We start from the raw sequence: 19054 nt of genomic DNA, 5'->3' as shown, positions 1-19054 counted from the left end.
ACGCGTCAGCACTCGCTATTGTCATCGCGGCGATTAAGTGCCTGCAATAGCGGCCAGCGAGTCATCAGCCGCGAGCGTTCACTCACTCTGAAGTTCTCTTTATAGGAAAAGGCCGCGCCCGCACCCAGCGCGCGCATCACCGATCGTATATCACGGCTCAATGGCTCAGCACTGAGCTTGCCAACGCGCTGAGATTCTCGAGCGTGCTCCTGCAGCTCCATCGTTTTTTCCTTGGGCGGAATATCCATACACTAAGTCCCAAATCTAGCCGAAGCTCGCGTCGGCAACCATTGGCAATCACACCTATATTTATAGGGTTTTTGGCAGGCACAGCCGCGATTCCTAGCCATTCTGACGCCCCCTGCGCTATAGTGCAATCACCGCGTATTACGTCCCGAAATATACGAGACAGCACAGCGAATGAGTATTCAGGCGACACAACACAGTTTTGAAGAGACCCTGTCACAGGACGGCTTGTTCTGCTTGCTGGGTCATTCCTACGCCGATTTCATCGCTACACTTTCACTGCTTTCATCAAGTCACCAGAGTTTTGTCTTTCAAGAAACGCAGAAAAACGTCTTCAATGGCCTGGATGAGCAAGACCAGCAGGCGCTGGCAAATCTTTGCCAATCTCGTTCAGCGGGCTGCTTTTTCAACCACAGTTCGAAGACACTCAATTTAAAGCAACTGCTGCGCGACACCGAAAGGCTCTCGCTACCGCGTAAAAGCGGGCTTTGTGTCGTCCTGAATGAAGACAGCTTCGACCGCTCTTCACCCGCTAAACTTCAGCAGGCGCTGGGCGCGTGGCGTCGCTTTTGTCGGCACGGCCAATACCGCATCATGTTTCTTGTTTGCGGCCCCTGTGAAACACTGCGGCCACTGTTAAAACGCCACAGCAAAACCTTATCCGGGATCGCAACACAAACCCGCATGTCCAAGCTGCGCTACTCGCTGCTCATTGATCACTGGCTCAGCCCCCAGGGCATGCTGGCACACCAGGAATTTTTGCTAGAGCTCGACAGCCATCATGCGATCGAGCATCTTGAGCAGTTACTGAAGCCACAGGCAAACGCCACGATCGAGAGCAGTGACGTTGACACCATCTACACCGTGCAGCGCCTTAAAGAAGAGCTTTACCAAAGTGCGAATGTCATTGCCGAGCAAAGCGACAACAGCGCACTGCTTGAAAGTCTGGACGGCGTCGTCGCGGCAACCGTCATCTTCGACTGCCAACAGGCCGACGATATCGAAACCCTGGCGCTAATGATTTACCAGCTTCGCGCAAGTGCCGGCGAGCAGCTAAAGATTCTTGTACGCGAGTCACTGCGCTGCCTGCGTGCGGCAGATGAGGCCTACTTGCTCAGAGCTGGCTGCAGTCTAATCATCCCCCATGGCGTCCACGCAAGCGCTGTACACAGTTTAGTGGCGGCAATTCAAGGCCACGTATTTACGCGCAACCTGCCCAGCAGCTTGAATAAACTGATAGAAACGCGCCCCTATTCCAGCGACTACGGCTACACCGAACCGGCTGCCTTCGCTCGCTACGCAAGGCGGGCCTTCGACAACAGCCTGTTCAGTGAACTTCAGCATTTGATTGTTGAACTCATGCCATTGCCAGGCATCAGCATAGAGCAGATTTTTGGTCTGTGCCGCCTGCGGCGAGAAGGAGACTTACTTACCGTGGTCGACGGTAAAGTGTACTTTTTTCTCTACGCCTGCTCTTTACGAGACGTAGATACGGCGCTGCGCAACAGTTTAGATTTACCGGTGAATGATTTATTCGCCAGCCGCCTGCTGCACTGTGATGCCGACGATATTGATGAACTGCTAGACAAACTCTTGCTAGCCTCCCCGTCCATCAATGCACAGCGAGCCCGCAAACTAATGGACCATCGTTCACAGCACCGCCCGCTTGCCCCGGCAGAAAAGCAGCGTGGCGCGGCCGCCTTTGCAAAACGCCGCCGACTGGACACCACAATATAAAGTGAGAGCGAGTAAGCAGCCATGAATATCCATGACTTTATGCTCACTGTGAGCTGCAGCCTGGTCGTCGGACTACTGCTGGGTTATTTTTTTCGCGAGGCGCTGCTGGGTTTTAGTCAATTCATGCATCGCCATCTTGAACCCCGCCATCTTCGCCGCTATCGACCGACGACACCAACGGCCAATGCCCCCTCAAACAAGGATGACGCCCAACAATGAATGGCAAGGTCCGCAAGCTTCAATCGCAGGAGTTAGTGCTACCCGAGCTGGCGATCTGGAACGCCTATTTTTTAATTAAGTTGGTGCTGTATTTTCAGGGAAAAATGCAGTTTCACGTCGTGGAAAATATCGCATTTGCGATCTTTCTTTTGTTACCGGTTTCTCTTCCTGTATTGCGCGTGGCTCGTCAGATCAGCGCCGTGATCTTCGCGCTATGGCTAATCCACCTGGATTCTAATCTGCCTCCACTGGAACGGTTATTTGCCCAACTCGAACAACTCTCCCACTTTGAGTCGGACTATCTCGTCGAACTCGCCTGGCGTTTTGTGCCCGATATCAACCCCCTAATCGCGGTTGTAGGCATTGCCGTTTACCTCATAGCCAACCGCTACTTTCGTTTAACATCATTCGTGCTATTAGCACTTTTCGCAGCAAGCCTTCACAGCCTGAGCCCACAGCCGACCGCCCCCATCGCCAGCCTTCCAGCAGACGGACACGGCGAACATGAAGCGCAGGCGAGTGGCTCGCCGCAGGGCGACGAGGCACTAAACAACTACCTGAGCAGCTTCTTCAGCCGAGAAGCTCGACGCCAGGTTCGCTTCCCGCCTCTCGCGGAAGAACGCCAGGCCTTCGACGTTATTTTCCTCAGCGTTTGCTCCCTCTCCTGGGACGACCTTGATGTCGTTGAGCAGCGACAGCACCCGTTATTGCAGCGCTTTGACTTTGTCTTTGAACAATTTAACTCGGCCACCAGTTACAGCGGCCCGGCTGTTCTCAGGCTAAGCAGAGCGAGTTGTGGGCAGCTACCCCACTCTGGACTCTATGAAGAAACCAGTGACCAGTGCCTGCTAATGACCCAGTTTACGCAACAGGGTTACGACCACGCCCTGTTGATGAATCACGATGGTCACTTCGACAATTTTCTCGAGAGCACACGCCAACTTGGCCACGTCGACGCTGAACTGTTTCCCCTTGCGGGCATCCCCCAAGCACAGAAGGCCTTTGACGGATCGCCGATATACAGCGACCTCGCGGTGTTGGAGAACTGGTGGCAACAGCGGCTACAATCGCCGTCTCCCTCAACAGTCGCGCTGTACAACACCACCAGTCTGCACGATGGCAACCGCCTACTGGACAGTCGGGAAAATCTGCGCGGCGCCCAAAGTTATAAGCGCCGAATGGATCGCTTATTTGGCGATATTTCACGCTTCTTAGACCGCCTTCAGCAAAGCGGCAAAAATGTTGTTGTCGTGCTAGTTCCCGAGCACGGCGCGGGGCTGCGCGGCGACGCCATGCAAATTCCGGGAATGCGTGAAATTCCCACACCGGCGATTACAAAGGTGCCGGTTGCCATCAAGCTCATTGGCCCAAACCTGGAGCGTCAGGGCCCCGCCGCGCGTATTACTCAGCCCAGCAGCTATCAAGCCATTGGCCAACTGCTGGCTGACTTTATGGCTGCCGATATTTTTGCCAATAAGCAATTTAGCAGCAGTGACTGGCTGAGCACCCTTCCCCGCACCGAGCCTGTCTCTCAGAATGATGGCAGCACAATGCTCAGTATCGACGGCGAGAGCTATCTGTCACTCGATGGCAGCAGCTGGACGCGCTACTAGAGCCTGTTAAGACTACCAGGGCCTGTGAACAGGCCCATTCAGGCTAGTGGAAGAGGCGTGTATTGTGCTCGCTGATTTGTTCGTTGAGCGTCCAGTAGTCATATATAACGCCAAGCAGAAACACGCCGCCCGTTAGTAAATACACAATCCCAGTCAGCCATTTACCGAGGTAGAAACGATGCAAACCGAAAATACCCAGAAAGGTTAGCAATATCCATGCGACGGAATAGCTGGCAGTGCCTGATTGATAGCGTCGATCGGCGGAGCGCTCCATGGCGGGAATCAACACTAAGTCGATAATCCAGCCGATAAAAAACAAGCCCAGGGTAAAAAAATACAGTGTTCCGCTTATCGGCCGTCCCAAATAGAAACGGTGAGCCCCCATGAAGCCGAATAGCCACAATACGTAGGCAATAACGATATTATGAGTATCACTGCCGGGCGCAGACAACTTAGTAGACACTTCCCCTCCCACTGCTTGCAGTTTTCGTTACGCCACCTTACACGGGGCGCAAATGGAATAGAATGGATAACGGCATCGCACCCTTGCCCGCGTTTGGCTCCTCAACATTCGCGATGCTATAGCCCGCCCGTTGAAATACTAAAGACCAGTCGCCGAGCGTGTGAAAATACCACGGCGGCGCATCCTTAAATTGCTGATGAAGGTGGTCAGGCAAGCCTTCCCAGCTGCCCGTTAACCACCTTGAGCAGTAACTCTCGCCGCGTGTGATAAAACAGGGGTGCAAGGTTTGCACCAATAAATGGCCACTAGCCGCCAAGGCCCGCTTGAGCGACCTCAAGGGCTGTTCGACTGATTCACCCAGCAGAGAAAAGTTACACACCGCCAAATCGAATGTTTGCGGCCATGCCACCTCATCTAGCGCCTCATAGGCAATGCACTGGCAATTCTTACTGCCCCGCGCTATTGCCTCCGCCACCAATTCGGCGACGGCGTCAAAACCGGCAACGTCAACACCGTGCCCAGCAAGCTCACGCATTAGCCAGCCCTCTCCGCAACCCACATCCAGAACGCGTTGCGGGTGATGGCTCAGCACAGCGTTAACAATTGCCCCATTTGTTACCGTCACCCGGCTGGCGATTGCCTGTTGATCAAGCGCAGCAACCCAAGGCCCCGCATTCCTTTGCCAGCTCTCTACTATCTGTTTCTCGCTGTCAGCCACCGTATTTCTCCCTCCGCTCCATTGCGCTACGCACCGCTATTCGTCCGTTAAAAAGTCGCTGACAGCCCACGCCAGGCAAAGTACCATTTCCGGGTTATCTCGCAGCAGACAACTCACTATGCCCAGCATTCGCTTCAATGATCAAACCCTGGACTACCTGCCAACGGAGACTGTGCTGCAGTGTTTACTGCGTCACCGCCAGCAGATTCCTCACGGTTGCCAAGCAGGTGCTTGCCAAAGCTGCCGAGTCAAAGTAAACGGCCCACTGGCGGCGCAGCAAATGCACCTCGCGCAACAGGGGCTGCGCCCCGATGAGCGAGCCGACGGTATCGCGCTTAGTTGCCAGTTACAGCCCTCAGAAGGCTTAGAAATTCGCGGTGTTTCCCCAAAAAATGACCAACACACTGCCAGTATTGTCGCGCGAAGCGCTCTGAACGAACAGGTTTGGGAACTCACCCTGGGCACGCGACTGCGCTGGCAGGCCGGTCAGTACTTTAGTGTGTCAGTAAACGGCGTCGATTACCGCTGCTATTCCGCGAGCAACCTCGCCGACGATGGCAACCTGAGGCTGCAACTTCGCCGCTACGAGGGCGGGCAAGTCAGCGACGCGCTGTGCCGCGCCGAGATAGGTAGTGAGGTCACGCTGCAAGGCCCACTCGGAGATTTCACACTGCGCAGCGACGCGCGAACCAAGCGCATATTATTACTGGGTAACGGCACCGGCCTGGCGCCGCTCCTTGCCCTGGCCCAACACGCCTTGCAAGAACTCCCCGCCACACCCATTACATTGATCCACGCCTATCGCTCGACACAGCAACCCTACCACTGCACGACGCTAGATGCGCTGGCCAAGCAGGCGGATATCACCGTGGCAAGCGCCAGCTGGGCAGACAGCGCCGCCTCGGAACTGGATGATGTGCTTGATAAGTTGGGAGCGCTGTCCGACACCGCCTGCTACCTGAGCGGCAGCACTGACTTCGTCCGGCACTATCAGCGGCGCCTTTTTATGCGCGGCGCTTCACGCTCTCACATCTTCTGCGAGTCCTTTCTGGATTTTACTCAGCGGGCATAAAAAAGGCCGGCATATGCCGGCCTTTACACTCACAAAAAACGCGCGTCTTACAGGAACAGCTCACCACTTTCGGCACGCTGCTCCAGCAGCGCAGGAACGGCAAACACATCGCCGTAACGTGCTTGTAGTTCTTTAGCGCGCGCCACGAATGCCTTCAAACCATAGGCATTAATCGCCTGGAAGACACCACCCGTTTGCGCGGGAAAACCAATCCCCATAATGGAACCGATGTTGCCGTCGCCGACGTTGGTTACCACGCCTTCTTCCATCGCGCGTACGGCTTCCAGGCATTGGCTGAAGACAAGGCGGTCCTTAATGTCTTCGTAGGGCATATCGATGTATCCATTTGGCGCATACGCCTCTTTGAGGCCAGGCCACATGTGCTTTTTGCCACCTTCGGGATACTCGTAGTAGCCGCCACCGTGAACTTTACCGCGACGCCCGAACTCATTCACCATGCGGTCGAGAATGCGGGACGCTGCATTGTCTTCCCACACTTTGCCCTGCGCTTCTGCATCGGCTTTGGCTTGCTGGCCGTTTTTGTACGCTGTTTCCTGGCTGATTTCATCGATCGCCGCCAGCGGCCCAACCGGTGAACCATTGTCGCGCGCCGCCGACTCGATAAGTACCGGATTAACACCCTCTTCCAGCATTTCAGCCCCTTGAGATACCGTTTTACCGATGACCCGAGTGGTGAAGAAGCCTGGTGCATCGTTTACAACGATGGGGGTTTTACCCAGCTGCTGGGCCAAGTCGAAGGCTTTCGCCAAGGTCTCGTCACTGGTCTTTTCGCCGCGGATAATTTCAACCAGCGGCATCTTTTCAGCGGGCGAGAAAAAGTGCATGCCAATGAAGTTTTCAGCGCGGCTGCTCGCCTGCGCCAACTCGGTGATTGGCAAGGCTGAGGTATTCGAGGCAAACACTGCACTGGCATCCAGCGCCGCTTCCGTTTCCTGCGTTACCGCTGCCTTGATCTTGCGGTCTTCAAATACCGCCTCAATCACCAGCTCACAGCCTTTCAAGTCTGCGTAGTCAGCGCTGGGCAGAATGCGCGCCATGTACTCCGCTTTCTTCTCTTCGGTCACCTTGCCCTTGCTGATGCCTTTATCAAAGTAGGCTTCGGCGTAGGCCTTACCGCGCTCAGCATTTTCCATGCTGATATCTTTGAGTACGACGTCAATACCTTTCTGAGCAGCCATTGTCGCAATACCCGCACCCATTTGACCGGCACCGATGATGCCGAGCTTCTGGCAGCTGAATTTCTCAGGGCCCTGCGGACGGCTGGCGCCGCGGTTCAACGCTTCCATTTGCACGAAGAAGGCGGTCATCATATTGCGGGCCGTTTGATCCAGCAGCAAGCTGAGGAAATAGCGACCTTCAACCTTCTGCGCAGTATCGAAATCGACACGGGCAGAATCAACCACACAGGCAAAGATGGCGTTTTGTGCCGGCATCAGGTTCTTGGTCTGCACCATAACATTGGCGGGGCCAAAGAAGGTCAGCCCCTGGTTGGCTTCCTCTTCAGGGCCACCGCCAGGCATTTTGTAGCCTTCGCTATCCCAGGGTTGCTTAACACCGCCCTCAGTGTTGGCATTTTGCTTGATCCACGCCTTGGCTTGGGCGTGCATATCCGCTTCATCATCGGCCAGGGCATTAACCAGGCCCTTCTCCAAGGCTTTATCCGCCTTCAGACGTCGGCCCTGGCTAATCAGGCCAATCGCTTCCTGCATACCCAGCAGGTAGGTCATACGCACAACACCGCCGGCACCAGGCATCAAACCGATCATCGCCTCTGGCAAGCCCATTTGAATGCCTTTGACGGCCACGCGATAGTGACACGCCAAGGCGATTTCAAAACCGCCACCCAGCGCCGGGCCATTCATACCCACCGCTACGGGCACACCCAGGGTTTCCAGGATACGCAGTGGCGCTTTGGTCTCCATAATGCCGTCGTACATTTCTTTTTTCTTATCGGCAGGTGGATTCAGATCCATCTCCAACATCTCTTTGATGTCGCCACCAGCAAAGAATTGGTTGGGCTTGCCACTGCGCAGATAAATACCGGTGACGCCGCCAGCCTCGACCATACCCTGCAATTCTGCCACGGCTGCGCGCATGGCCTCGTCGTATTCCAGGCCCATGGTATTTACAGTTTTACCCGGCTGATCAAAGATCAATTCAACGATGCCGTCTGCGTCTTTCTCTAAACGAATATATCCCATTGTTCTGTATCTCTCTTTGCCGCTCGGCAGCCAGTGCCGAGCCAAAAATTCACTATTCCCGCGAATTACACGCGCTCGATGATGGTCGCGATGCCAATACCACCGCCGGCACACAGCGTAACCAGGCCGCGCTTCAGGTCACGACGCTCGAGTTCATCCAACAGGGTGCCGAGAATCATTGCACCCGTCGCACCAATGGGGTGACCCATGGCGATGGCGCCGCCGTTGACGTTAATTTTCTCATCGGGAATACCGAGACGGTTTTGGTAACGCAGCACCACCGACGCGAAGGCCTCGTTGAGTTCAAACAGGTCGATATCGTCAACGCTCAGGCCAGCTTTTTTCAGCGCTTTCTGTGTCGCGGGAACGGGACCGTCCAGCATGATGGTGGGCTCACTGCCAACCAGCGCACAGCTAACGATACGTGCGCGCGGTGTTAGGCCCTGCTCTCTACCAGCGGCTTCGCTGCCGATCAACACCAGACCGGCGCCGTCGACAATACCCGAGGAGTTACCCGCGGTGTGCACGCATTCGATATTTTCCAACTCGGGGTATTTCAGTTTGGCGACGCCGCCGTGACCGAAATCGTTGAACATTTGGAAGGCCGGCTTCAGTTTGGCCAGACCCTCGGCAGTGGTTTCAGCACGAATCAACTCATCTTGCTCTAACACCACAACGCCGTTCATATCGCGGACGGGAACGATGGACTTGAAGTAGCCATTGTCACGCGCCTGCGCTGCGCGGTGCTGTGAGCGCGCTGCGTACGCATCCACCTCTTCACGACTGATCCCATCCATGGTGGCAATCATGTCGGCGCCCAAACCCTGGGAGATAAAGTAGGACTTCATCGCCACCCACGGATCGCCGGTTGCACCGCCGCTGGCACCAATACCGAGGCGCGACATGGACTCAACACCACCCGCAGCCACTAGCTCTTCAAAACCGGAAGCGACTTTAGCCGCCGCCATATTCACGGCATCCAGACCACCTGCACAGAAGCGGTGAAGCTGCGCACCGGTAGTAATGTCGTCCCAGCTCGAGTAGACCAGTGCCGCTTTGGCAATGTTCTGTCCCTGCTCCTTGACTGGCTCGCCACAGGCGAGGATCAAATCTTCGACCTTGCTGGTATCCAAATTGAGGCGCTCTTTCATCTCCTCAAGAAGATTCGTCACCAGGTCAATAGGTTTTACTTCGTAGAGCGAACCGCCCTGTTTGCCCTTGCCGCGCGGGGTGCGAATCGCATCGTAAATAAAAGCGTCTGCCATGCTGTGTCCTGCCAAAGTAGATTGGGGTTACGTCAAATAGGCAAAGCATGGCGTCTGAGCTGGGATGCGGGCAATAACATATCCGGTCAATGGACTGACATCTATGATATTTCGTTTTATTTAACAGCCACTTAGCCGAAGAAGGCAGATGTTAGCTTTCGCTATCGCGCTCTCGCTGACGAAACTCGCCCGGCGTGATACCCGTCCACTTTTTGAAACAGCGGTGAAACGCCGAGGGGTCAGTGAATCCCATCAGCGCCGCGACACCATTGATGGAGAGCTCTGAGCCACTCAAGTAGGCCATCGCCGCATCACGCCGACACTCGTCTTTAAGTTGCTGGAAGGTCGTTCCCTCTTTTTTTAGGCGCCGCCGCAGTGTTGGCGCCGACATATTGAGGGCCTCGGTGATCCGTTCAAAACTGGGGAAACCTTGCGAGAAATCCTGGCCGATCATGGCGCGTACCCTGGCGACCAGGCTGCCATCGTCACGACCACTGCTCAGCACCATGAGCGGATAAGGCGCCGTGCGCAAAAACTCTTTTAAGCTGCGCTCGTTCTGCACTAGCGGAAAATTGAGATAGCGCGTGTCGAAGACAAATTCATCACGCAGCTGGCCATAGTACACAGGGCATTCGAACAGCTGCTGATAACGCACCACACGCGCCCGCTCCCGGGGCGCCTGACCAGCGAAGCGCACTTCTTTTAGCTCGATATTTGTGCCCACCAGCCAGCAAAAGAAACGGTGCCACAAACTCAGGCCATAGAGGTCGGAGGCCTCCACAAAATCGCCGGCAAAGCCTTTCTTGACACTGCCATAACCCACGATGGCACTGTCTCGGCGTGTATCTAACTGAATCTGGGTATCGGCTTCGTAGAAGGTGCGAAAGAACTCGCAGGCGCGTTTGATCGCTTTGCCTAGGTTGTCGCAACCCAACAGGCAATAACACATCATACGAAAAGCGCCCGGGGTCACCTTGTGGCCGAGCATCAAGCCAAAGGCTTCATCCTGTATCAGGCTCATTACCTGTTGATACAGGCGCGTGTACTGCATCGCGGTGATATGAGGCTGATAGCCGTCACTGCGGCTGTCTATCGGATTGAAGGGAATCTGCGCATATTGCAGAATTTTGCCCGCATCGTAGCCGCGCTCCACCGCTAGGTTGAGCAGAGAGCGAGCAAAACGACTGGGAACAGCTTCAAGATCCATAAACTTCGCTATTAGTGTCGGACAAATGCACAGCTTGCTGGCCCCTGGCACCGCCGCACGACGGAGCAAGACCCAACCAAGTCACAAATTTACCGCCAGAATGTTAACACCCCTCTACACTGTCTGCTAAGTTGTGAAGATAAGGTAATAAACGCAGATTCGCTTGCACAAATGGATAACAGAGTGTCTTAACAGTGATGGAAGAGCAACGTTTCGATCTTTTCTTAACCGGCCACCTGGCTGTTGGCAGCGACCGCGATCGCGCTGTCCAACAGCTGGCCGCGCTGTTTAAGCGCCCGCCCGACCAAATAGACAAACTATTGCGCGGGCGCAGCAGCCGTATTCGCAAGGCGCTCAATGCGGCGGAGGTACAGCGCTTGCAGGCCGGCTTCGACAAAATCGGAATTCTTACTGAAGCGCGGCCCTGCCCTGAAGGCACCCCACAACAGCGCGCCATCGCTGAGAATATTGGCGACAGCCAGGATACCTTGTCACTGTGCCCGACGGGCAGCCCGGTACTGCGCGAAAACGAACGTCGGCAGGTGGATGCTGTCAGTATAGACACAAGCGCCCTCTCTTTGGCGCAAGTGGGCAGTCGCCTTCAAGAGCCCAGAGAGACCGCAGTAAAGGCGCCCAATACCGACCACCTACACATTCTCGACCACGACTAAAACGCTTACGTCATTCACGGCAGTTCAAGGCTTAAAAAGGGCAGGCCGCCTACCCCTTTTTACTCACACTGCTCTGGCGAGGCAGGCGCATCACCACTTTGAGGCCCGGCCGATTATCCTCCAGGCTAATTGTGCCGTCATGCAACTTCACCACCGCATGTACCAAACTCAAGCCCAGACCATTACCGGGGTGGCAGCCGCGGCTGCTTTCTACACGGAAGAAACGCTGAAAGACTTTTTCACGATCAGCATCCGGCACACCAATGCCCGTATCTGCGACATACACGCGGTAGCAATCGGGCTCAACCGATAAGCCAACCTGCACCTCACCACCTTCCGGTGTGTACTTGATGGCGTTATCCACCAGGTTCGCCACCGCTTGAAAGAGTAGGTTTCGGTCCCCGGTGACTTTGCCCACCCTCGCCAGCGCGGTGTTGAACTGCTGGTCTTTCTCCATGGCCAGCGGTTCATAAAGCTCGATAACGTCAGACACAAGGGTGCACAGGTCGACATCGGCGAAACCGGAGCGGCGATTACCTGACTCCACCTGAGCAATGCGCAGCAACGCACTGAAGGTGCCGAGCAAGCCGTCCGCTTCCTCTATTAATGCCTCCACCTGCTCGCGATTGGCGGGGTCGCTGCAGTCGTCGTGTAAATCGCTGAGCTTATTTCTAAGACGTGTTAGGGGCGTTCTCAAATCGTGGGCAATATTATCGGAAACTTGCCGGACCCCGGTCATCAACACCTCAATGCGGTCGAGCATCTGGTTGACGTTTTCCGACAGGCGCCGGAAGTCTCCGGTGCTGCCGCTGACATCAATGCGCTCGGAGAAATCGCCGCTCATGATGCGGTGCAGGGTGGTATTGATGTGCTCGATCCGCCGCAAACTCAGTCCAGCGGTGATCGCACCACCAATCGTCCCGAGGATAATGGTCGCGACCATGGAACGCGTTAATGCCCCAGCGACCAGCTTTGTACTGTTAAGCACATCGGCATAATGACGTGCCACTAACAGGCGCTCGCCACTTGGCAGCTGAGTGGACAACGCAACAAACTCGTTGCCGACCGGGTCCGCCATATTGGTTAAGGACTCAAAGTCGAAACCGATCCAGCCATTGCGGTATTCCTTGGCGTCGGGCCACTCATTGAGGTTGCCGGCGATTTTGCGTTTCTCGGCGTCGCCGACAAAGTAAAAAAACCGAATCAGTCGCGTCGGCCCGCTGTGCACCTCGACGAATTCATCAACGGCTTCGCTACCACCCTCTTCATAGGCCTGGCTAAGCGCCTCCAGTTCAAGCTTGACCGAGCGATGTACGTCGCTAAAGAAATCGTAGGCGATAAAGGCGTAAATCAACGCCAGTACCATAAATACCGCAACGCTCAGCCACGCGACGTAGCTGACCAAAAACCGGAAGGTAAAGCTGGTAAATATCTTACTCAGAATCATCCAACATATACCCGGCGCCGCGAACAGTGTTGAGCAATTGACGATCAAAGCCCTTGTCTATTTTCTGCCGCAACCGGCTGATATGCACGTCGATAACATTGGTTTGGGGGTCAAAGTGATAGTCCCACACATTCTCCAACAGCATGGTGCGGGTCACGACCTGACCGGCGTGGCGCATCAGGTATTCCAATAGTTTGTACTCGCGAGGCTGCAAGTTGAAGGTTTCGCCGCCACGGGTCACTTTGTGTGCCAACAGGTCCATTTCCAGATCGGCAACCTTGAGGCGTGTCACCGCAGAACTGGACTCGTGGCGACGCAGTATCACTTCAATGCGCGCTAGCAGTTCGGCGAAGGCGAAGGGTTTAACCAGATAATCGTCGCCGCCCGCTTTAAGCCCCTTCACCCGGTCATCTACCTCACCCAAGGCGCTCAGGATGAGCGCCGGTGTGGCGTCGTTGGCCGCTCGCAGGGTTTGAATAATGGTTAAGCCATCCACATTGGGCAACATACGATCGACAATCAGGGCGTCGTATTCCTCTGTGGTTGCCTTGACCAACCCGGACTTGCCATCGGCCACGTGCTCAACCTGATAACCACTCTCCCGCAGCCCTTTTACAATATATTCAGCGACACTCAGGTCATCTTCGATCAGTAGTATGCGCATCGCGTACGGCTTCCCTTGTTCATTATTGTGACTCACTACACAGTTTTTCTTGGCATTCGCTATTGCATCAGCGGTTGCCCACTAAGGGCCTATGGCTAAACCCCTACGGTACATCTACGGATTATTTCCCGGCGCCCCGCTGGATATTCTAAGTCCATGCTCAACAACGATAATTCCAGCATAGCCGAGGATACAAGCACATGATCACGATCACTCAGACCGCAATCATTCCCGCTTCCCTGCAGCGCGTGATCCTGGCCCTCGCCGCCACTCTGCTTTGCACCCTGGCTCACGCCGGTAAAAGCAACAGCTACGATGGCGAGCTCACTTTACCCGCCGACCACCGCCCTGGCTATCAACCAACCCTGCGTTTTTGCATCGAAAAAGATGAAATGACAGGGAGCTTTATCGCCCATAGCGCCACCGAAGCCCGCTTTAATCGCATCTGGATGAACCAGCACCGCGCTAAAACAGGCAATGCGGCGAAAAAAGAGCTTATCAAACTCGGCGCCAAAGCACTTTACCGCGCTATTCATAAACGTGCATCCATGAACTTTCTTCCCGATGAAAATGGCCGGGTTCGCGTCGCGAAATCCAGCAAGAACTTCGCCGTCGACTACAACCTCCATCTCCGCAGCAGCTCACTGGCCTTCGGTGTCGCCGTAAACTTCTAGACCCAAGGGCAATAAACATCGGCCGCCATAGCTCTGCTACAATGGCGGCCGTTTTTATTTGGGTAGAAAAAAATGACTCAACAGGCTTTTCCCGTGGCCGGCGTTTGGCCTCGCCTCGCCGCCGCTGTTTATGACGGCTTCCTGATGTTTGCCGTGTTATTTGTCGCCTCGCTACTACCGGCACTTCTGCTTAATGCCGAGCAGCTGGGCAACTCACCGGCAACCGATAGCGTGGTGCACGAACTCAATGCCCCATTGCAAGGCTGGGCCTACAGCGCCTATCTGTTAGTACTTATTGTTGCCTTTTACGGCTGGTTCTGGAGAAAAAGCGGGCAAACCCTGGGCATGCAGGCCTGGCGCCTAAAACTGGAGTCAACTTCTGGCGAGCAGGTCACATGGCAGCAAGTGATGATTCGGCTACCTGTGGCAGCGCTGGCTTTTTTCCTTTTTGGGGCCGGATACTGGTGGGCGTGGCTGGATAAGCAGGGAAGAAGTTGGCAGGACATGGCTTCATCTAGCCGCGTGGTACAACTTCCCAAGCATAAGAAATAGAGGCGCTAATTACGTGCGCTTCATCATCAGCAAGCCACCGACCGCAAAGCAGATGATGATCGGACACACACTGGCATAGATGGGGTCGAAGCCATACACCAGGCTCGATGGCCCCAGAATATCCTGCAGGGTGCGGAACACGATACCGACCATCACTCCCACGAAGATACGAAAACCCATTGTCACATCGCGCAACGGGCCAAAGATAAACGAGATCGCCACGAACACCATACCCAGTATGGTTACCGGCTGCAGCAGCTTATTCCAAAACGCCAGCTCGTAGTCGCCCGCATTCAGCCCCTGCTTATTCAGGTAACTGGCATAACGCCACAGCCCGCTGATGGAGAGGTCTTCAGGATCCAACACAAGAACATTGAGCAGCTCCGGTGACAGATCAGACTCCCAGTCTCGCTGCGGGAAAAACTGCTGCTCAGCACGCTGTTCACTGAAATCAACTTGCCGGACATCCTCAAGCATCCAGCTGCCACCGAGGTAATTGGCCCGTTCAGCGTAGGTACTTTGCACCAGCCGTTGCTGATCATCAAAGCGATAGATGCTCACTCCGTACAACACGCCGTTGGGCTGCACCGCATTGAAATGCATAAAGGCGTCGCTTTCGCGGTGCCACATTCCATGCCGCGAGTGACTACTGGTCGACTTCTGCAGCGCAATCGCGCGCTGACTTTCCGCAATTTGCTGGGCTGCTGGCGCAACGTATTCGGCGACGAACAAGCCAATCAAGGTGATAAATAGCGTCGGCCGCACCACCGCCATCACCAACTTGGCGGTTGATACGCCCGCCGCTCGCATTACCACCAGCTCGCTGCTGCTCGCCAAGCTACCCAGCCCCGCCAAACAGCCCACCAGCGCCGCAAAAGGCAGGTACTTATAGAGACTGCCCGGCGCCACCAAGCCGACATACTGGAGTACAGACCCAAAGGTATAGTCGCCCCGTATCTCTTTCAGCTCGTCGATCAGGCTGGAGAGTAAGTCGATACCGACGATGACCAACAAAACCAGCAAGATAGCCGCGGCAACTGTGCGCCCGATGTAGCGATTTAATTTATGCATGACACTCAACCACGGCTTCGCCTCCAGGTCAGCCACCAGTGCCGCAACACACTATCCCAGTAAAGCAGGATAAGCCCCAGCGTGAGAAAGATGAGGTGAATCACCCACATTCCCGGCAGCACTGGCCAATTGCCCTTGGCAATGGCATCGCGCACGGCATTGAGCGCCACCAGATAAAACATGTAGAGCATAAACGCCGGAAACATTTTGCCGTAGCGCCCGCGACGATGATCCGTTTTACTCAGCGATACCGCGATCAAGGCCGCAATGGGCACCAACACGCTCAGAGAGATGCGCCACTGAACCGCAGCGATATCCTCCAGGGCGTCACTGCGCCATAACTCTCGCGTTGATTTTCCATCGATCTCTTGGCGATAGGTTTTTACTTCCGGATCGCGCATTAGCTGGCTAAGGCGTTCAAAGCGGGTAAATTGATAATCGGACTGCCCAGGCTCGCCAACATAACGCACCCCTTTGTCCAACACCAAATGGCGCTCACCAGTGGCCGCATCCACTTCAAATCGACCGCTCTCGGCGGTAACCAGTGACACCAAGGGGCGCTCGCCCCCGCCGCTTTGCTGAGGCTCGGCCTGAGCCATAAACACAGAGCGCATCGTCTGGGAATCGCGATCCGTTTTTTCAATATAGGTGACCCTGCCGCTGCCCTTATCAATTCGAAAGCGCCCCTCAACGGCCGCTTTCACACCAATTTCTGCGCGACTCTCCGCCAGCTTAGCCGCATAGGCCTGTATACCTGCGGGGCTCACCACCATGCTGATATAGGCCACGATGGCAGCAATAATAAAGGCGGGGATTTGGGTATAGAGCAGCAATCGGCGACGACTCATCCCGCAGGCACTCATTACCGTCATTTCGCTATCGACATAGAGGCGGCCGTAGGTCAGCAAAATACTGATGAACAGCCCCAGCGGCAGCACCACCTCCAAAAAACCGGGAAGGCGGTACAACATAATAAGAAACAGCACATCGGGCGAGAAATCGCCCGACGCCACCTGTGCAAGGTACTTTACAAACCGCCCGCTCATAATGATTGCCAGCAGCGTTAAAGTAACCGCAAATACAGATTTAAAAATTTCACTCGCGAGGTAACGAAAAAGAATCACAGCTACCAAGCCCCTCTGCTGGCAAATGGTTTCACGCGCAGATAATACCCTTTACACTAGCGTCATAACACGCTGCCCGTCCCGGTTTTGGACGCAGCAAGCACCGATATAAAAATCTGGCCCGCATTATCGCTTATCGCGGCGCCCTCTGCGAATGTTTGTCTGAGAGAGAATCAATGCAAATCAGCCTAAAGCCCTGCAAAGACCCAAAAACCATCGCCACTGACTGTCTTGTCGTCTTCAGCAATGGCCAGTTAAGCGGCGCCCTCACCGCCATTAACGAAGCGAGCGATGGCGCAATCGACGCGCTGCTGAAACGCGGCGATTTTAAAGGCACGGTCGCAGAAACACTTTATATCCCCTATTTACCCGGTATTCGCGCCAAACGGCTGCTGCTGGTCGGCACTGGTGACAGCGAGACCGTCAGCGACGCCGACGCCGACAAACTCCTGCAAAGCGGCATTGCCGTATTGAACAAGCAGCAGAGCAAAGACTGCTGTCTTCTGTTTGGCGATCTGCGCGTCGACGGGCGCAAAGCCAGTTGGCTACTGCAGCGCAGCGCCCAGCTGCTGGAAGTGTCCCGCTACCGTTACAGCGAAACCTTGAGCAAGGCAAAACCGGGCAGTGCATTGCGGCGCGCCGTGTTGCAAGGCAGCAACAGCGACAGCAACCGTAAGCTCGTCGAATATGGTCAACAAACGGCAGAAGGCATTAACGTCACTCGTCGCCTCGGTGATTTGCCCGGCAATATATGCACGCCGGATTTTCTCGCGAAAGAATCACGCAAACTCGCTCGACAGTTCGAGAAAGTAAAAGTTAGCGTGCTCGATGAGAAAAAAATGCAGCAGCTCGGTATGGGCGCCCTGCTCTCGGTTAGCGCCGGCAGCGACCAGCCCGCGCGCTTGATTGCCATTGAATATCAAGGCACGGAGAAGAGTCAGCGCCCGCACGTACTGGTGGGTAAAGGGGTCACTTTTGACACGGGCGGTATCAGCCTTAAGCCCGGCGCCAAGATGGATGAAATGAAATACGACATGTGCGGCGCCGCCAGTGTGGTGGGCACACTTCGCGCCGTTGCCGGAGCAGAGTTAAAGGTCAACGTGGTCGGCATTATCGCGGCAGCCGAAAATATGCCGAGCGGCCGAGCTACCAAGCCCGGTGATATCGTCACCAGTATGTCGGGGCAAACCATCGAAATCCTCAATACCGACGCCGAGGGCCGATTGGTGCTCTGTGACGCTCTCACCTACGCAGGCAAGTATAAACCCGCGTCAGTCATCGATATCGCAACGCTGACAGGCGCCTGCGTTGTTGCCCTAGGTAAACACGCTATCGGCCTATACAGTAATCAAGACGACTTCGCTGCAGAGCTGCAAAACTGTGGTAACGAGGCACGCGACCGCGCCTGGCCTATGCCCTTGTGGGATGACTACCAGCCGCAACTGGACAGTAACTTTGCCGATATGGCAAATATCGGCGGCCCCGAGGCCGGCAGCGTTACCGCCGCCTGCTTCCTGTCGCGCTTTTGTAACGACTACCGCTGGGCACATTTGGATATCGCGGGCGCCGCTTGGCTGTCCGGTGCCAACAAAGGCGCTACTGGTCGCCCGGTAGGTCTGCTCTTCAACTACCTGCAAAGCAAGGCAAAGGACTAGGTGACTCGCGTCGATTTTTACATTATCGGAAGTACCTCGGCCGATGCGGCAATGGATTTCAGCTGCCGGCTGGCCGAGAAAGCGTGGCGCGGTGGTCATCAAATATTGATGCACTGCGCCGATGCCCAGCAAGCCGCCGAACTCGACGACCGTCTTTGGCAGTTTAAGCCAGAGAGTTTTCTCCCCCATGAGCTGGGTGCAGAGGGTGGCGCTGACATAGCGATCTGCCACGCAGGCGACCACACCGCCATGGGCGATCATTGCGACCTGCTGATCAATCTCGCCCATGATGTGCCCGAGCCATTCAGCCGCTTTACACGGCTGGCAGAAATTGTCGATCAACGCGAGCAGTCGCTGGCGGCATCGCGGCAGCGCTACAGCTTTTATAAGCGTCACGGCTACCCGCTGCACAATCACAACGTCGGCCAATAAGG

The 19054-nt window shown here is 55.3% G+C and carries 19 protein-coding genes; 9 read left to right on the top strand and 10 right to left on the bottom strand.

Features of this window, described 5'->3' with window-relative positions:
- Positions 1-5: 5 nt before the first annotated feature.
- Positions 6-248: a hypothetical protein gene (locus AC2Q8J_RS00255; protein WP_286695793.1), complete on the bottom strand. Its 243-nt coding sequence runs from the start codon at positions 246-248 to the stop codon at positions 6-8.
- A 172-nt stretch (positions 249-420) separates the two neighbouring features.
- Between AC2Q8J_RS00255 and bcsE the strand changes: the two genes are divergently transcribed.
- The 3 genes from bcsE to bcsG are packed head-to-tail and all read left to right on the top strand — an operon-like array spanning position 421 to position 3815.
- Positions 421-1983: a cellulose biosynthesis protein BcsE gene (gene bcsE / locus AC2Q8J_RS00250; RefSeq protein ID WP_486451851.1), complete on the top strand. Its 1563-nt coding sequence runs from the start codon at positions 421-423 to the stop codon at positions 1981-1983.
- 21 nt (positions 1984-2004) lie between these two features.
- Positions 2005-2202: a hypothetical protein gene (locus AC2Q8J_RS00245; RefSeq protein WP_204995845.1), complete on the top strand. Its 198-nt coding sequence runs from the start codon at positions 2005-2007 to the stop codon at positions 2200-2202.
- Positions 2199-3815 carry a cellulose biosynthesis protein BcsG gene (gene bcsG / locus AC2Q8J_RS00240; RefSeq protein ID WP_486451850.1) on the top strand — a complete coding sequence of 539 codons (1617 nt, stop codon included), beginning with the start codon at positions 2199-2201 and terminating at the stop codon, positions 3813-3815. Before AC2Q8J_RS00245 ends, bcsG begins: the two co-directional genes overlap by 4 nt.
- A gap of 43 nt (positions 3816-3858) precedes the next feature.
- Here bcsG and AC2Q8J_RS00235 read toward each other — a convergent pair whose 3' ends face one another.
- A complete protein-coding gene (locus AC2Q8J_RS00235) occupies positions 3859-4278 on the bottom strand; it encodes a TM2 domain-containing protein (RefSeq protein WP_374972931.1) in 420 nt (139 codons plus the stop codon).
- Positions 4279-4315: 37 nt separating this feature from the next.
- Positions 4316-4996: a class I SAM-dependent methyltransferase gene (locus AC2Q8J_RS00230; RefSeq protein WP_486451849.1), complete on the bottom strand. Its 681-nt coding sequence runs from the start codon at positions 4994-4996 to the stop codon at positions 4316-4318.
- A gap of 118 nt (positions 4997-5114) precedes the next feature.
- Here AC2Q8J_RS00230 and AC2Q8J_RS00225 point away from each other — a divergent pair, with 118 nt between their 5' ends.
- On the top strand, positions 5115-6068 hold the full coding sequence (locus AC2Q8J_RS00225; protein ID WP_486451848.1) for a 2Fe-2S iron-sulfur cluster-binding protein: 954 nt from the start codon (positions 5115-5117) through the stop codon (positions 6066-6068).
- Positions 6069-6115: 47 nt separating this feature from the next.
- Here the strand turns inward: AC2Q8J_RS00225 and AC2Q8J_RS00220 are convergent, their stop codons facing one another.
- The 3 genes from AC2Q8J_RS00220 to AC2Q8J_RS00210 form a co-directional block, all read right to left on the bottom strand.
- Positions 6116-8290, bottom strand: coding sequence for a 3-hydroxyacyl-CoA dehydrogenase NAD-binding domain-containing protein (locus AC2Q8J_RS00220; RefSeq protein ID WP_486451847.1), 2175 nt, complete (start codon positions 8288-8290; stop codon positions 6116-6118).
- Between the two features lie 65 nt (positions 8291-8355).
- Positions 8356-9555: an acetyl-CoA C-acetyltransferase gene (locus tag AC2Q8J_RS00215; protein ID WP_486451846.1), complete on the bottom strand. Its 1200-nt coding sequence runs from the start codon at positions 9553-9555 to the stop codon at positions 8356-8358.
- A 151-nt stretch (positions 9556-9706) separates the two neighbouring features.
- The gene (locus AC2Q8J_RS00210) at positions 9707-10762 is read right to left on the bottom strand and encodes an AraC family transcriptional regulator (RefSeq protein ID WP_286695799.1); all 1056 of its coding nucleotides are present in this window, start codon (positions 10760-10762) and stop codon (positions 9707-9709) included.
- 197 nt (positions 10763-10959) lie between these two features.
- Here AC2Q8J_RS00210 and AC2Q8J_RS00205 point away from each other — a divergent pair, with 197 nt between their 5' ends.
- On the top strand, positions 10960-11433 hold the full coding sequence (locus AC2Q8J_RS00205; RefSeq protein WP_424143290.1) for a hypothetical protein: 474 nt from the start codon (positions 10960-10962) through the stop codon (positions 11431-11433).
- 49 nt (positions 11434-11482) lie between these two features.
- Here AC2Q8J_RS00205 and AC2Q8J_RS00200 read toward each other — a convergent pair whose 3' ends face one another.
- Positions 11483-12880: a sensor histidine kinase gene (locus tag AC2Q8J_RS00200; protein WP_486451845.1), complete on the bottom strand. Its 1398-nt coding sequence runs from the start codon at positions 12878-12880 to the stop codon at positions 11483-11485.
- Positions 12867-13544, bottom strand: a complete 678-nt coding sequence (locus AC2Q8J_RS00195) for a response regulator transcription factor (RefSeq protein ID WP_027873707.1) — start codon at positions 13542-13544, stop codon at positions 12867-12869. Before AC2Q8J_RS00195 ends, AC2Q8J_RS00200 begins: the two co-directional genes overlap by 14 nt.
- Before the next feature lie 200 nt (positions 13545-13744).
- Here AC2Q8J_RS00195 and AC2Q8J_RS00190 point away from each other — a divergent pair, with 200 nt between their 5' ends.
- Both AC2Q8J_RS00190 and AC2Q8J_RS00185 read left to right on the top strand, forming a co-directional pair.
- Complete coding sequence (locus AC2Q8J_RS00190) at positions 13745-14218, top strand: hypothetical protein (RefSeq protein ID WP_204995854.1); 474 nt, start codon at positions 13745-13747, stop codon at positions 14216-14218.
- A 72-nt stretch (positions 14219-14290) separates the two neighbouring features.
- Positions 14291-14770, top strand: a complete 480-nt coding sequence (locus AC2Q8J_RS00185; protein ID WP_204995855.1) for an RDD family protein — start codon at positions 14291-14293, stop codon at positions 14768-14770.
- Positions 14771-14779: 9 nt separating this feature from the next.
- On the opposite strand, the gene lptG is transcribed toward AC2Q8J_RS00185, so the two are convergent.
- The gene (lptG, locus tag AC2Q8J_RS00180) at positions 14780-15841 is read right to left on the bottom strand and encodes an LPS export ABC transporter permease LptG (RefSeq protein ID WP_486451844.1); all 1062 of its coding nucleotides are present in this window, start codon (positions 15839-15841) and stop codon (positions 14780-14782) included.
- 5 nt (positions 15842-15846) lie between these two features.
- A complete protein-coding gene (gene lptF / locus AC2Q8J_RS00175; protein WP_027873703.1) occupies positions 15847-16965 on the bottom strand; it encodes an LPS export ABC transporter permease LptF in 1119 nt (372 codons plus the stop codon).
- Between the two features lie 176 nt (positions 16966-17141).
- Between lptF and AC2Q8J_RS00170 the strand changes: the two genes are divergently transcribed.
- Together AC2Q8J_RS00170 and AC2Q8J_RS00165 are read left to right on the top strand one after the other, a co-directional pair.
- Positions 17142-18620: a leucyl aminopeptidase gene (locus AC2Q8J_RS00170; protein WP_486451843.1), complete on the top strand. Its 1479-nt coding sequence runs from the start codon at positions 17142-17144 to the stop codon at positions 18618-18620.
- The gene (locus AC2Q8J_RS00165) at positions 18621-19052 is read left to right on the top strand and encodes a DNA polymerase III subunit chi (protein WP_486451842.1); all 432 of its coding nucleotides are present in this window, start codon (positions 18621-18623) and stop codon (positions 19050-19052) included.
- Positions 19053-19054: the final 2 nt, after the last annotated feature.

The organism is Spongiibacter sp. C9W (assembly GCF_057370015.1).
This window is presented reverse-complemented; position numbering and strand designations above follow the sequence as displayed.